14 protein-coding genes, 1 rRNA gene, 1 pseudogene and 1 other annotated feature (1 of these 17 cut by a window edge) are annotated in these 15,099 nt (G+C 35.8%); of the genes and pseudogenes, 1 reads left to right on the top strand and 15 read right to left on the bottom strand.

The window, feature by feature from the left end; all coding sequences use genetic code 11:
- The 11 genes and pseudogenes from AC1D0Y_RS21010 to AC1D0Y_RS20960 form a co-directional block, all read right to left on the bottom strand.
- Positions 1-68: ribosomal RNA gene (locus AC1D0Y_RS21010) — 16S ribosomal RNA — on the bottom strand; the annotation flags it as partial.
- Between the two features lie 271 nt (positions 69-339).
- Positions 340-540, bottom strand: coding sequence for a cold-shock protein (locus tag AC1D0Y_RS21005; protein ID WP_025751380.1), 201 nt, complete (start codon positions 538-540; stop codon positions 340-342).
- 938 nt (positions 541-1,478) lie between these two features.
- On the bottom strand, positions 1,479-2,834 hold the full coding sequence (locus AC1D0Y_RS21000; protein ID WP_060746231.1) for a purine-cytosine permease family protein: 1,356 nt from the start codon (positions 2,832-2,834) through the stop codon (positions 1,479-1,481).
- 670 nt (positions 2,835-3,504) lie between these two features.
- Positions 3,505-4,107, bottom strand: a complete 603-nt coding sequence (locus tag AC1D0Y_RS20995) for a hypothetical protein (protein WP_235593587.1) — start codon at positions 4,105-4,107, stop codon at positions 3,505-3,507.
- 43 nt (positions 4,108-4,150) lie between these two features.
- The gene (locus AC1D0Y_RS20990) at positions 4,151-4,525 is read right to left on the bottom strand and encodes a DUF5412 family protein (RefSeq protein WP_060746233.1); all 375 of its coding nucleotides are present in this window, start codon (positions 4,523-4,525) and stop codon (positions 4,151-4,153) included.
- A 59-nt stretch (positions 4,526-4,584) separates the two neighbouring features.
- Positions 4,585-4,941, bottom strand: a complete 357-nt coding sequence (locus tag AC1D0Y_RS20985; RefSeq protein WP_060746234.1) for a CPCC family cysteine-rich protein — start codon at positions 4,939-4,941, stop codon at positions 4,585-4,587.
- Between the two features lie 402 nt (positions 4,942-5,343).
- Complete coding sequence (locus AC1D0Y_RS20980) at positions 5,344-6,699, bottom strand: TrkH family potassium uptake protein (protein ID WP_028408951.1); 1,356 nt, start codon at positions 6,697-6,699, stop codon at positions 5,344-5,346.
- 338 nt (positions 6,700-7,037) lie between these two features.
- A pseudogene (locus AC1D0Y_RS20975) lies at positions 7,038-7,364 on the bottom strand (putative immunity protein); the annotation flags it as partial.
- Between the two features lie 348 nt (positions 7,365-7,712).
- Positions 7,713-8,624 (bottom strand): NAD(P)/FAD-dependent oxidoreductase, encoded by a 912-nt coding sequence (locus AC1D0Y_RS20970; protein WP_060746236.1) that lies wholly within the window; start codon positions 8,622-8,624, stop codon positions 7,713-7,715.
- Positions 8,625-8,805: 181 nt separating this feature from the next.
- Positions 8,806-9,615: an HNH endonuclease gene (locus AC1D0Y_RS20965; protein WP_060746237.1), complete on the bottom strand. Its 810-nt coding sequence runs from the start codon at positions 9,613-9,615 to the stop codon at positions 8,806-8,808.
- 151 nt (positions 9,616-9,766) lie between these two features.
- On the bottom strand, positions 9,767-10,579 hold the full coding sequence (locus AC1D0Y_RS20960; RefSeq protein ID WP_025751375.1) for an amino acid ABC transporter substrate-binding protein: 813 nt from the start codon (positions 10,577-10,579) through the stop codon (positions 9,767-9,769).
- Between the two features lie 320 nt (positions 10,580-10,899).
- On the opposite strand from AC1D0Y_RS20960, the gene AC1D0Y_RS20955 reads away from it, so the two are divergent.
- A complete protein-coding gene (locus tag AC1D0Y_RS20955; protein ID WP_060747317.1) occupies positions 10,900-11,958 on the top strand; it encodes an LLM class flavin-dependent oxidoreductase in 1,059 nt (352 codons plus the stop codon).
- 73 nt (positions 11,959-12,031) lie between these two features.
- Here the strand turns inward: AC1D0Y_RS20955 and AC1D0Y_RS20950 are convergent, their stop codons facing one another.
- From AC1D0Y_RS20950 to AC1D0Y_RS20935, 4 genes are all read right to left on the bottom strand, one after another.
- Positions 12,032-12,388, bottom strand: a complete 357-nt coding sequence (locus AC1D0Y_RS20950; protein ID WP_060747318.1) for a DUF805 domain-containing protein — start codon at positions 12,386-12,388, stop codon at positions 12,032-12,034.
- 50 nt (positions 12,389-12,438) lie between these two features.
- Positions 12,439-12,786: a DUF805 domain-containing protein gene (locus tag AC1D0Y_RS20945; protein WP_028408956.1), complete on the bottom strand. Its 348-nt coding sequence runs from the start codon at positions 12,784-12,786 to the stop codon at positions 12,439-12,441.
- A 273-nt stretch (positions 12,787-13,059) separates the two neighbouring features.
- Positions 13,060-13,476 carry a DUF4275 family protein gene (locus tag AC1D0Y_RS20940; RefSeq protein ID WP_235593635.1) on the bottom strand — a complete coding sequence of 139 codons (417 nt, stop codon included), beginning with the start codon at positions 13,474-13,476 and terminating at the stop codon, positions 13,060-13,062.
- 84 nt (positions 13,477-13,560) lie between these two features.
- The gene (locus AC1D0Y_RS20935) at positions 13,561-14,790 is read right to left on the bottom strand and encodes an MFS transporter (RefSeq protein ID WP_335708296.1); all 1,230 of its coding nucleotides are present in this window, start codon (positions 14,788-14,790) and stop codon (positions 13,561-13,563) included.
- Positions 14,791-14,857: 67 nt separating this feature from the next.
- Positions 14,858-15,099: a binding site (T-box leader), on the bottom strand (it continues 3 nt past the right edge of the window).

The raw sequence follows: 15,099 nt of genomic DNA, 5'->3' as shown, positions 1-15,099 counted from the left end.
CGCTCGACTTGCATGTATTAGGCACGCCGCCAGCGTTCATCCTGAGCCAGGATCAAACTCTCCGAAGAAATGTTTGACTTGCTCAATTAAAAAATAAAATTTAACGTTGACGTTTGTCGCTTTGTTCAGTTTTCAAAGTTCAATGTTCAAATCATAAGTTGTCGTTTCAACGACGCTTAATAATAATAAAACATATCAAATGAAACGTCAATAGTTTTTCTAAAAAAACATTCTTTTTTTATTTCCATTGAACTAATAGTAGATAAATCATAGTTTGCTAATTATAAGACCATAAAAAAAGGCTCCTTTATAAGGAGCCTTTTTTGTTATCACTTTTAATTATGCTTTGTGAACGTTAGCAGCTTGTGCTCCACGTTGACCTTCTTCGATATCAAAAGTAACTTTTTGACCTTCTTCTAATGATTTGAAACCTTCACCTTGAATAGCACTGAAATGAACGAATACATCGTCTCCGCCTTCGATTTCAATGAAACCGAAACCTTTGTCTGCATTAAACCATTTTACTGTACCTTGTGTCATAATGTTGCCTCCTGCTGTGGAATACTCCACAAATGTATTACCAATCTTGCCCAAACATACTATTTCAAGATAAAAACTTCTAATTAGGTTTTTTCTTTTCTCAATATACCGAACAAAAATAAGTTATCTGTAGTGTAACATATAGTAGAGTTGATAGCAAATAAGGAAAACAATACCTTTAACAAATTCTATCTACTCACCTTTCCCCTATCAAAAATTTATGATAGGGCATAAGTGGCATAGCTATTTGATGCTCCAACACATCAAATAAAATGAATAAGTACATACATATCTCTATTTATTATAGCTATTCATAATAAAGCTTCTTTATTTAATCTTTGTTATAAATAAAGGGTGCATGTAATCCAAAAAACCCCTGTTAGCTTTACTGAATTATAAATAGGCTATTGGGATATTCTATTTAAGGAAGAAGGAAAACAAGTTATTGATTACAACTAATCATTACAAAGCTTCTTACATTTGGGATGAGGTGTCTACAGCAGGCATATTTTAGAAAACCTTATTGTAAATCGATGTATGTTTGATTCATAAGGGGATGGTAGTCATGAACGTAGTAAGAATATATATAATGGGTAGACAATAACGTTCATTTATAACTATGCAAATGAGGTGTTTGTCCCAGACCAAGAACGATTTCGTTCACATTGTATATTTTTTTAGTTCAATGCTTAAATGAGGTGTTTGTTAAAGAGAATATACTTTTTCAAGTGACTGTTTCATTAGGCAATGTAATTACGTAAATGAGGTGTTCCTTAAAGATCATATGCTGCATTAAAAGCTATTTTTTCCTTCTTCACATGACGGGATGCATAATCGTTTGCATCTCGTTTTTGTTACATAAAAAAAGAATGTTCATTCTCTTTTCATGGGTTAAAGAAAGGCCTGTATCTGTTTAGATACAGGCCTTTCTTTCGAGTTCAGTTACCACAAACCTCTTTATTTAACTTTTGTTTCATCGGAAAATAATATAAGATTGCAGGAACTATTATTCCAATTAGCCAGGCAATATCTGCGCCACCAAATGCCTTTGCTATAGGACCAATGTAGAATGATGTGTTAATAAAAGGAACCTCTGCAATAATTGATACAGCAAATGCCATGCAAGTGATTCCGTTTATTTTTCCGTATTGACCATTTACATCGAAGATATCTTTTACATTATATTGACCACGGCGTAATAAGTAGTAGTCCACAAGATTGATAGACGTCCAAGGAATCAAGAAATAACTAATGAAAAAGATAAAATTTAAGAAAAATGATAGAAAATTACTTTGGCCTAATAAACATAGGATAGTACCTGCCAATGTAACACAAAACATCATCCCTACTCTAACTTTTTGTGTTACTTTCAGCTTCCAAAAGGGCTCTATAGTTGTAATGGTTGACATGAAAGCACCATATAAATTAAAAACATTAATAGCTAGTTGACCAAAAATAATGATCAAATACATAAAGATAGCAAAACTTCCGAATAAGTGAGCTAAATTCCCACCAGAATGATCAAGGAAATTAGGAATAGTAGTTGTTAAAGTTGCTCCTAAAATCATCATCCATACAGTCCCTACAAATGTACCCAGGTAACTATACCAAAAGGTTTGTGCAGTTGATGTATTAACGGGCAGATAGCGTGAATAGTCTGCCACGTATGGTGCATATGCTAATTGCCATGTTGCTACAATGCTGATAGCGAGTAAAAATACAGGTAAATCCAAACCGCTTAATGAAAAACTTCCTGTCGGAAGTGGTAACTGAAATATAATAATTGTTGCTGCTAGATACACAACAAATGAAGACCATGATAATACTTTCTGCATTTTATGAATTAAATCATGGCCAAAAATTGCAACAATAAAACAAAGAATATTTAAGATTATTATAGCCCAGCTTTGATTAATGGGTATTAAACTGTTTAATGTTTGTGCTGCAAGCACACTGCTACTTGCGAAAAAACCTAAATACACAAACATTACAAGAAATAACGGGAAAATAGCTCCGATTACTCCAAACTGTGCTCGACTTTGAATCATTTGAGGAATTCCAAGTTTAGGTCCCTGAGCAGAATGTGAAGCCATAAAAATAGCACCCAATAAGGTTCCAAGTATAATAGCTGCGAAACTCCAAAATAAATTAAGACCTAAACTAATTGGTAATGCACCTGTTACAAGAGTTGTAATGTGCATGTTTGCTCCAAACCAAATGGGGAACAAACCTTTTGCTTTTCCATGACGTTCGTCTACTGGAACAAATTCAACGCTACGTGTTTCAACTTTCAATAGATATACCACCTTGTAAGATATTTGCCGCTTGCACTCTAAGTCAAACTACATAATTCAACGTTTTAATACTTACTTATAGTAGGTGATGAATCATTCGTATAATTAACATGTATTCCCTTGAATCATTTGATATAACAGCTATATAAGACTTCGCTACGTTTAATTAAGTAACAATTTCATCTGTGCTCCTTTTATAAATTGCTGTTCATAAAAAAGGTGGTGCAATGGAGGGATAAACTTTCTTAATAAGAGGAACTGCAAGGTTTTAGTATCTAACTGCTTAGGTATCTTCTTATTTAATTTGATAATTTTTTATACGGTCTCTTAGAGCATTAGTATACATAATAACATAGATGCATCTTCTATCAACAATTTCTTTAGGACCGTCCAATACTACTTGAGGTATTCAAGTTGCTTTCCCTGCGCCAGCTTTTCCAATCTAACTTATTTATTCAAATATCAAACTTCTTTTTATTTAATCAAAAACGTTCATAAAAGTGCATAAACATATGAAGACGTTCGTAATTTGCTTTAAAACTAAAACGAACGATCAAAGTGATAGATTCCTTATATAAAAGAAAAGTCCGTAAAGGTATACTTTTACGGACGGTACATTTAATGTTTTTCCAATTTACTATGATATTCAAAAAAAGTTTTACACTTCTTTTTATTTTTGTAACTTTTGGTTGAAGGTCTCAGCAATAAATACAAATTCTATATCGTCTTTATGAATAAAAAAAGTAGTACATCCATCAACCCCTGTAACCCTATTGGATTGAGAGCATACAACATCTATTTCAACTAACTCAAAATTGACAGCATCAGTATCTTCAACATCCAAACCAGTTGTTAAACAATGAATACTATCCCCAAAAGACTTAAAGATAAGTCTTTTTCCTTTTAATTCCTCTTCGTTAACTTCAAAATACTCATTATCCAATAAGCCTTTAAAAGATGATGTTTTCGGAAAACATTCAATATGATGGATACCTTGATAGTATTTTAAACTAAACATATAGGGATGTGTTTCATCTGGCTCAATCTCGATGCCGTATTTATAAGTGAAAGTCTTATAAACCATTTCATAAAACAAGGGCATGACAATATCGTCCCAAGCATAATAAGCATGGGCATGTATAGGTATTAGATGGGGGTATAAGCTTGTAATTGCTTGCTGAAAATTCAACAAAATTTTTGTATCTGTAAGCTTAGATAAAGAATCGTCTATTTCATGATTTTTTATCTTCAAGATCCTATTATCGATCATCATCTTCTCCCCCTTCTCATTGCGCTTAATTGTTTGAAAATAGATCTTAATTATCTATTTCATTAGCATTAAACGTATCCTTTTTAACATTTAATGTATGACCACTAATTGCAATTGTTTCGTTATTTATCCACTTTACTGTGGCTGTTTCTTGTGGATAGTTCCAATAGATATTTTTTCTTTTGTGGATAGTTTTATTTGTGTCAATTAATTCTCCCCTTATAGCGTAAGGAGTGGTGGCGCCACCATTTGAACGATAAATTTTCACAATGTAATCACCTTTAGGTGAAGTACTTTGTGAAAGATATTCTCCCTTTGGTACAAATTGAAGATAACTAGGTGCAAAGAGGAACCACCAAATAAACCCTATAACCAACAAAGCACTTAATACACTTAGTAATCCTATATATCTTTTCTTCACTTCTAGCTCCTATTTAGATTACATTATAGTTTCGTTTTTCTTTGCTTTTACAATCGTTTTTAAATACCCCTTTCATTTAATAAGAAATTTTCATAGTGTTTTATCTCTCTCCAAATCTCTTCATTGTTACTTGATTGATCAGGATTCAATTTTTCAAAAGCACTCATTAATAATTTCCTTATATGCTTCTCTTTAACTGACGGATTCTTTTCCATAGTGTCATACATAAAACCATGACTTTGAAAGTTTTTTCTTCCTTGCGTTAAAGAATATTCTCCGTTTGGCCCTCCAAAAATTTCATCAGCATAAGGGTCATCCTGACCATCGTCTTCCCAATCACATAGAATACAAATTTCAAATTCACCTTTATTTTCTAAAGTTAAGTATTTACAACATGGACACTGGACGCGTTTCATTTAAAAGTTTTTTCTCCTTTTTACTTATTATCTATAAAGGTTTTCTATATAAGTATGTAAAGTGTTAGTTATCAATAATTGGTGATTCCTTAACATTTAGAACTTCAATACTGTTACAATAAAAATCGATATCTCGATTTTCTACATCACGTACTTGAAATCTAATGTTTTCCCAACTTCTATACCCGTTTTTTAACTTAAAGGTGTTTTTTATTTGTCTCACTCTAGGGGGTCAGTCCCGAATGAATAGGGAGTTTTTCTACAGGTTAATGAGATTTAGATCGAAGATAATTCTCATCACCTTGAGTAGATTGTTCATAATAAAAAGAGATATTCGTGGTTTAGGCTACTTGTGCCTAAATCATGAATATGTTGACCAAATTATATATTTAAAATAAATTTTTAACCAATAAGAATCTTTTCTTCTGCATACCTAATTTTAGATTGTTTGTTTGAACGAATCGCAAGTACAAAGCCAATGGTAAGAGGTCCCACTCTGCCAATAAACATCATAATTGTAATCAGAATTCGGCCTATAGGACTTAAATCTCCTGTAAAGTTAGCACTTAATCCCACTGTTCCAGAAGCAGAGAACGTTTCAAACAAAAGGGTAGACATGTCTATACCTTTTTCTGTGATTGTGAGTAGAAAGAAAATAATAGAAACAAAAATAATGCCAGAAGTAGCAATAGAAAAAGCTCTATACACAAGCGATTTAGGAATTCGGCGTCGAAAAACATTAATCTCTTCTTTATTTGTCAATACTGACCATAAAGCAAACAATATTAAGACAAACGTAGTTATTTTAATTCCACCGCCTGTTGAACCTGGGGCCGCTCCAATAAACATAAGACCCATCATATACACTTTTGAAGGCAATGTGAGCGCCCCGATATCCAAGGTATTAAAACCAGCAGTACGAGGAACTACACCCTGAAAGTAAGCTGCCCACCATTTATCCCCCATGCTTAATTGACCTAAAGTATGAGAGTTATGATATTCTAGAGTAAAAATAATGAGTGTACTCACGACATTTAGTAGGATAGTTGAAACTAATACAATTTTAGTGTGAAGAGAAAACTTTCTTATGTTTCGTTTCTGAAAAATGTCTGCAATGACAAAAAAACCAGTCCCTCCTATTATGAAAAGTAACGTAATCATAATATTTACGGTTGGATCTCCTACCCATTTGCTTAAATTATCTGGTTCCAAACCAAATCCTGCATTATTAAAAGCAGAGATAGAATGGAATATGCCATAATAAATAGCCTTTCCCCAGCTCATTTCTTGGGACCAACGAATAGCTAGGATAAGCGCTCCTATACCTTCCACAGCCAATGTAATTAGCACAACACGTTGGACTAATGCAATAACGCCTTGTAGCGAAAAAGCATTTAGAGATTCCTTAAGTATTAATCTTTGTTGTAATCCTATTTTTTTACCTAGTACAATAAACATGAGTATACCAATAGTCATGAATCCCCAGCCACCAACTTGAATGAGCACAAGCAAAATGAGCTGTCCAAATAAAGTAAATGTTGTCCCCGTATCTACTACGGCTAGGCCTGTTACACATACAGCAGAAGTGGCTTCAAAAAGAGCATCGATAAAGCTTAGATGATGTCTATCGCTTGTAGCAGCAGGAATCATTAATAAGCCGGTGCCGAGCAATATTAATCCTAAAAACCCCACGAACAAGATACTTGCAGGTTCCAGATGCTTCACTTTATGTTTTTTACGTGGCTTAGAAATTATCATATTACATTTCCCTTCAAAATGTTTTGATTAAAGATTTATTATATATCATACCCATTTATTTCAAAAGATGGTCATTACTTTTATTACCTTCCTATCTTCCCAGAAAGTACGTTACATTAAGTAAATAATAAAGTATCTAATGTTAATATACTTTAAATAAGATAAAATTTATTAAAAATAAAAAGATCACATCTTCTATGTAAAGAAGTAAAATAACAAACTAAATTATAAAAAGAATAGTTTTATAAGGCTCTGTTAAACTTTATTGTTGATTTTTTGAATAAAGAAAAACACTATATGGAATAAAACATAGTGTTCTTGTTTCTGATTGTTGATTATCAGCTTGGCGATTCTAACAATTCATCTATTATCTTTAATTGCCTTACCCTTTCCTTTGTTGAGGAATCTAAGGAGTTATGTGTTAGAAGATTTGTTACCTTTATTGCGTAGTCACTGCTAACCATTGCCTGTCTTCTCATATGTCCTGTTGCTATGGCTTTGGCAAATGAACGTGCAGAATATTTACTAACGTCAGATTTGGAGTCTTTAGCCAATTCATTTACAATAAATCCAACTTTTCGTAAATCAAAAGCTCTAATACTTTCTTCTATTCGTTTTTGCAAAGTTTCTATTCTCAAATTTATACATAGTTCATTTTTTAAATGGCCATCGAGAAAATCTAATCCTTTTTATTGTCCTAAATCATCCATGCTATCAGGTAAATAAAGTCACGCTATAACAAACCTAACCTTTTTAATGTAGCAACCAACGGGGGGTATTTTCTATTTGTAGAAAATACCTTTTATTTTTATAATCCTGTTGATACACGTGCATATCCAATAAACACCTATTATCACTTTTCTTATTTTTGTCTTATCCGATTGTAGTATAAAATAGACTAAGAAAGGTTATTGAACACAGAATACTGTACAGAGTTTTATTACAAACAAAATACTAAAAATCGACTTTTCCCACTTAGAATGTAGCGTGTTCAGAAACGGATAAAAAACCAATTATTTTTCATAAAGCTCTAACAAGCGTTTGTGTATCCAAATAGCGGCTTGTAAACCTTCTCCCATCGCTACCGTAACTTGTTCAGAATGAGCCACAATGTCTCCTGCTGCCCACACGTTTGAAACATTTGTTTCTTTTGTACGCGGATTTACGATAGTGTGCTGATTTTCTAGGAGTTCTACTCCGAGCCCATGCGCTAATTCTGTTCGAACTTTATTTCCTCCGAACGCTAAAAAACCTCTTTCTCCATAGATAAATTCATTGTCTTCGAGGATGACTCCTTTTAACCTTTCTGCTTCAGTTATGACTTTTTTTATGGCCCCTTCTTTATAGGTAATTCCTTTTTGCATCAAGGTATCTGCTAAAGGTCCAATTTCTTTTTTGTCGTGATTAATGTATGTAATGTCATTTGTCCAATATGTTAACGTAAGAGATAAACTGGCTCCTGCTTTTCCTGACCCTAGTACTAATACCCTTCTATTATTTACTTCATACCCATCGCAGTCGGGACATACATATACGGTTGTTCCCATGCACGGATATAGCTCTTGCTGAAGTTCAGGCGGAATCCGATCTACTACTCCCGTCGCAAACAGTAAAGTAGCTGCTTCGTAGTTCGCAGAGTTTGTAATGACGTTAAACCCTTCTATTTCTTTTTCACACTGAAGGACACGCTCTTCTGCAAATTGAATGCCGTAGCTTTTTGCTTGCTGCCTTCCCGTTTCTCTTAAAGTTTGACCGCTTATTCCCTCTGGCCACCCCAATATATTTTGATAATTTTTGCAAAGATTGGAACGTCCATCGTTTGAATCAATAACCAATACACTACGCTTATATCTTCCAAGCTGAATAGCAGCTTGAAGTCCTGCAATTCCTCCACCTATAATGACACAGTCATACTTGTCTGCCACAGCACATCACCCCAGCTTTTACTATTTTTAAACGAAAGCTTCAGTTTTTCATTATCTGTTCTTCTATTATTTTTATACGCTTTACTGTCTTTATTTTTTGAAGTCATTCTATATACAAAAAAACCGCCTCGGCAGCTGACCTGCTTAGAGACGGTTTTTTATAAAATGAAAAGAGACGATATTACTCATTTTTCTTTCCTGCTTCTTTTTCATTAATTTTAATAATCAGCTCTTCTTTATATACTTCACTATCTTTCCCGTAGCGTAGACGGCTATGACAGTTGGGACATAGTGCCGCAGCGTCCTTTGGCTTAGCGAGCCCGCCCTCTGACAGCTTTGAAAGATAATACATTTGCAAAAAGGAGCTTCCATCTTTTGCGATAAACGGCGCGCTTTCTCCGCAGGCTTCACAAATACCAGCTGCGCGTTTGTAAACATATTGTTTAAGAGCTGCGGTTTGCTCATAAATATTTGTCTTTTTGTCTTCCCCTAGCGCTATATGACAAAGTTGTTCAGTTGAGTAAGCTAAAACATCCAGCTTTGCTGCTTTTTCCTCCATCACAGGATTTCGTTCAAGTTCAAAAATAATGGCTTCACGAAGCTCTCCGTCTGAGTCCCACATAATTTCTAATTGATGATTAACATACGTCACTTCATCAATAAACTCGACTACTCCCGGCTCCACGTAGTGAAACAAGTAAACGGCTTTTCCTGATAAAAAATGTTCACGAAGCGCTTTATTGCCTTTAATGAGCTGCATCGATCCTCTTTGGCCTTCTCCCGTATGGAAAAAAGCAGTTTTCTCTCTGTTCCACCCGTGTCCTGTTCCGTATTCACTTCCGCTTTCTTTTGTGAAAATAAAAATATATGGATGCGCTTTCGGCGTTGATATTTCGCTTTGTTCCTGTCCTTTATAAAGCTTATGAATTTGTTTTCTGCGATAACGATGTCCTTTTTGAAAGAAATCTCCGCGCTGTAAATCCGTAATCAATGAATTGCCTCCTACTGCGGTCCTGCTTTTATAGTACTTATAGCTCTACTATACACTAATTTTTGTTTTCTTTGCAGATCGTTTCTTCTATCTATTGGATTTATATCATACAAAAAAAGCAGCTGTATGGGCAGCTGCTTTTTTGCTATAGTCAATTTTGCACGGTATAGTCTTCTCCTAGCCATTTTGTGCTGAGTTTTTTTAATGTACCGTCTTTTTTCAGCTTTTTAATCGCCTGATCGACTTCCGACTTTAACTTTTCGTCTTTTTTGTTAAACATAAAATATACTTTTGAATTAATCACGATATCTCCAACCGTTTTTTGCTGAAATTTCAGCGCTTGATTGCTAAAGTCGATGGAAAATGGTGTTGCAAGCGTAGCATCTGCCCGGCCTGTTTTTAATTGAGTAGTAGCATCATCCGCACCTTGACCGGCATAAACTACATCGATTTTATTGCCGTGTTTTTGATTGTACTTGTCTAGATAAACTGCCGCATTGCTTGTAGCTCCTACAATCATTTTTTTACCTTCTAAATCTTTTAATGAATGAATATCATTTCGATTTTTAGGAACTGTTACATAAAGCGGAGAATAATTATATGTTTCATCATTAAATAAAAACTTTTTCTTTCGCTCAGCGTTCTGAGCCATGTTATGAGCAATCATATCAATTTTATTACTTTCTAAGCTGAGAAGCAGATTTGAAAATTCCATCGTTTTAAATTCAAATTTATAATCCTTTAGCTCTTTGTCGATTGCTCTTACTACTTCTACATCATAGCCGGTCAGTTTGCCTTTATCATCGATAAAGCAAATATTAGGAAACTGAGTGCCTGTTCCAACCACAATCGTTTGAACATCTTTTTCTTTCTTTTCTCCTGCACTTGAAGATGCGTTTGTTCCGCATCCTGCCACGCTCACAGCTACTACAATTGAAAGTAAAAACAGCCAATATTTTTTCATACGTTCCTCCCCTAAATCCCTATATTATGTAATAAAAAGAGGCTCTTGAGGAAGCAGCTGCTTCCTCAAGAGCCTCTGGTTAACCAGTGGGCTTACTTCGTGTAAGATTATTCACATCATAATACTAGTTAACCGATAAATCAAGTAGGTTTTTAGAAAAAGATTATCTTGACAGCTTGGTATCTACCGCTTAAGATACAACTAATAAAACATTGAAACTACATATCTACCAGTCAACTGGAGGCAAATGGACACGATAATGCGTGTACGTTTGCTTTTTTTATTGTCGTCCACCATTTTATCTTTTGGAGGTAAAACGTATGAAATTTGCTTTATTTAGTCTTATTCAAAACATCCCGAACCCGGTTACTGGAGAAACATTCACTGCTCAAGAAAAGTTTCAGCATGTGTTAAATCAAGCAGTGCTGGCAGAAAAGTTAGGTTTTGATGCTTACGGAGTCGGCGAAAGACACGGAGCTCCTTTTTTGTCTTCTTCTCCTCCCGTTGTTTTAAGTGCAATTGCGGCTAAAACGTTACACATCCGTCTCCTTACGACCGTTACCGTTCTAAGCATTTTAGACCCTGTACGAGTAGCTGAAGATTATGCAACGCTTGATCACCTATCGGGTGGACGCCTTGAACTGATTATCGGAAAAGGCAATGACCCGCGTCATTATCCGCTTTTTGGTATTACAGAAGAAGAACAATGGGAATCTCTTGCTGAAAGATACGCTCTTTTAAAACAGCTTTGGACAGAAGAAAATGTCACGTGGAGCGGCCGTTATCGTCCGCCTTTAACTAACGTTACAACTCAGCCTCGTCCGTTTCAAACTTCTATTCCCGTTTGGCATGGAAGTGCGTCAAGCCCGCTGTCTACAGAACTTGCAGCTAAATACGGAGAGGCGCTATTTTCATCTAATTCCTTCCACCCTCAGGCTAAATATAAAGCGCTGATTGACCATTACCGCGAACGCTTCGCTTATTATGGGCATGATTCACGCAAGGCCATCGTCGGTTCGGGGGCAAGCAGCCTCTATATTTCCGATACAACGGAAGAAGCAATTCGCCGCTATCGCCCGTACTATAACGCATTTAGCAATACAGAAGCAGCCAAACATAATCAATCGCCGTTCACGTCACTAGAAGATATCGTTCAACACGGTCCTGCTTTAGTAGGAAGCCCTGAGCAAATCATTGAAAAAATAATAGACTATCACCGCGCTTATGGAAACGAAGTGCTGAGCATCAGCATAGACGGTCTAAGCGAAGCAGAACAGCGCGAACAGCTAGAGCGCTTTGCAGATGATATTGCACCTGTTCTTCGAAAAGAAATTCCCAGCAGCGTGTGGGAAAATAAAAAAAAGAAAACTCCTTTTTAACAGGAGTTTTCTTTTTAGCTAAAAATAATTTGTCTATTAATTTATCAACTTTTAAACTAATAAACTACTCGGGTTAAGATGCCTGCGTGTCTGTATCGTAAATATTGGCCGTTACTTCGCTTCTTTGACAAAGTAAGATGAGCAGCCAAATAGCTCCGATAACTGGAACAAAGTTAATTAAATACCACCAGCCGCTTCTTCCTGTATCATGCAGCCGGCGAACAGTAACGGCAAGGGAAGGCAGAATCATTGCTGCTCCATAGAGCAATATTAAAATAGATACAAGTAGAGCAATTGAATCAATAAAAACCAAGGCGTATAGAACGAGCATAAAGATATAAGAAAATAATGTAAACATCCAATACTCCGTACGCGTTGCTCTTCCTTGAAACGCCGCGTAATTTTTTAACGCTTTTATATACCAGTACATGATAAACCCTCTCTTTATTTATTAAATTAAATTATCTAATCGTTTAAGTCCTACGCAACTTTATTAGGTACATCAAAACGATTTAGCTGCGACTCACTTCTTAGACAAAGAAGAATTAATAGACAAATAGCTCCGGCAATCGGAATAATACTAATGAGCTGCCACCACCCGCTTCTTCCTATGTCATGCAGTCGGCGTGCCGTCACAGCAAGAGATGGAATGAACACTGCAACAAGATAAACTATACGCAAAAACGGAGGCATATCTGTTATAAGTTCAATAGCTGAAAGCACACACCATATAATAAAATTAAATAAGACAAACATCCAATACTCTTTACGCGTCGCTCTTCCTTGAAACGTTGCATAATTTTTTAGTACATGTAGATACCATTTCATACAAAAACCTCCTTTTTTAAAACAAATTTTGTAAGACAAGCTTACTAGCAGTAATTACCTTAGCATACAAAAAATTAATTTCATATCCTATTTTTTGAAAAAATCCCAAATGGTAATATAGATATAGGAGAGAGATGGATAATAGTTAGTAATAAATACCCAATAATTTTATATTAAAAACCATTTTATTCCTATAATTACTTTTAATTAATAAAATGTTCTTTTATAGAAAAATCCTACCATGTTGATAAACACGGCAGGCTCTATCTTTACTTACGTGCGGTAAAAGTAAGGTCCACATGAGCTTTCATGGGTAATCACGTAAGTCCACGTGAAATCTGCATCAACCACATATAAATCTTCTAAATACATGTTTGTATTTTCACTTAAATCAGCGCTTGTTAGATGCTTACATTTAGATAGCTGCAGCACTCGTTCATCATGCTCAAACAGCAAATAACAGTCGTTCATTATTTGCTGTTCGAATGCTTGAATCGCTTGTTCTCCTTGTAAGCAAGGAAGCTTTTCATAGCTGAACGCATGCCATAGAAATTGGTCCATATAAATTTTCTTTTTTTGCGATGCGCTTAAAGCACTTGCAAATTCATTTTCCCACCGCTTCCGGAAGAGGTCCCCTTGATTCGGTAGTTTCTTAACAAACATTCCTTTTTTCTTTAACGCATCTTTCATTTTCACTGTACTTTCTCACCCTTTATTCTGTATTCATTACTTTTTATCGGCTTCTTAGCTTATTTGTTCACTAGTACCCATGCGTTAGATTCCTTGCTTTTTGACTACACTTATTTTATAAACCGCCGGCTTTAACGTGCACAAAAACAATACAATTGTACTTAAAAGCATGATCAGGCTTCCACCAATTACAGCTCCTTGAATCGAAAAGATGTGCGCAGCCATGCCGCATAAAAAAGTCATGATAATGATCAGGAGTGACTCAAGCAGTCCATAGATACTTCCTACTCGACCCATCATGTCAACGGGAATGCTGTTTTGATAAAAGGTTTGAAAACCAGCACTTGCAAAAGCTAACGCAAAGGATAAACTAAAAAATCCTGTTCCCATGGTTTGAAAAGAAGACGAACAAGCATACAGCAAATAGCCAAGCGACACTCCTACACTGCCGGCGCCTATGAGAAAATTCGTTGACAGCTTCTTAGCAAACAGTGTATTCACAACTGCGCCAATCATAATGCCTGCACCTGCTATGCTCACTAAAAACCCGTACTCGCTTTCGGACAAATGAATGACTTTTGTTGCAAATGAAACTTCAAGAGAATCAATTGCCGTGGCCATGACCATCAAGAAACTGAATAATACATAAATGGTTATAATGTATCTGTTGGCTCTACTGAAACGAAACACCGCTTTCCAGTCTTCTCTAATGGTGTTTACAGACAGCTTATTTTCTTTAACTTCTGTTTTTGTATCCAGGTTTGGCATAAACAAAGTAACTCCCCCTGACAATAGCAGCGCTGCAGCATTGGCATAGATAGCAAACGCAGGCGTTCCAATCATAAATAGCGCACCTGCTGCGGCTGGTCCAATAAGAAAACCGCCTGAGTCAATCAAACTGCGCAGCGAATTAAATCTTTGTCGTTTTTCACGTGGAATAAGCTTTGTGATATAAACCATCGATGCCGGCCGAAACATTGAACTTGCCATACTGATGATAAATACCAGCACATAAATGATCAGTATGGATGAGAAAAACGGAAGGCAAGCAATAATTCCAGCGCGCGTCCAATCTAAAACCATCATAAGCTTCCGTTTGTTCATGCGGTCAATTAAGCTTCCAGACCATATATTTGTACATAGCGCAGCAAGCGGCTTTATCATGTATAGCCCTGAAACCGCAAGCGGCGAATTCGTCATATCAAGCATCATTACATTTAAAGCAATTAAATAAATCCAGTCGCCGATATTGCTAGTGCCAATTCCAAACAGCAATAAACACGGGTATTTCCAAGACAACAGCTTACTTTTCATAAAAGAAAGGCCTCCGCTTCACTATTGATTTCGGTCAATAAAAAAATCCCACCCCCAAGACATGTGTCTTAGGGGCGAGATTATGAATCGCGGTGCCACCCTAGTTTGTTCATATGTCGCCATATAAACCTTATCGAGTACGGCTTTCGCTTATACTCTAGCTTTGTAACGGAAGCAGCCGTCGCACTATCACGTTAGATCCAATGCGCTGCTCAGAGGCTTGTTTCAACAGCGTTTTTCTTGCTCCTTTTCAGCTTCCGGAGCTCTCTGCTAAGAATAAGCGCTGGCTACTTTTCTCTTCACGGCATT

It is taken from the genome of Priestia sp. P1_B12_1, assembly GCF_056406695.1.
Note: the sequence above shows the minus strand (reverse complement) of the source record. Positions and strands in the feature narration are given on the sequence as shown.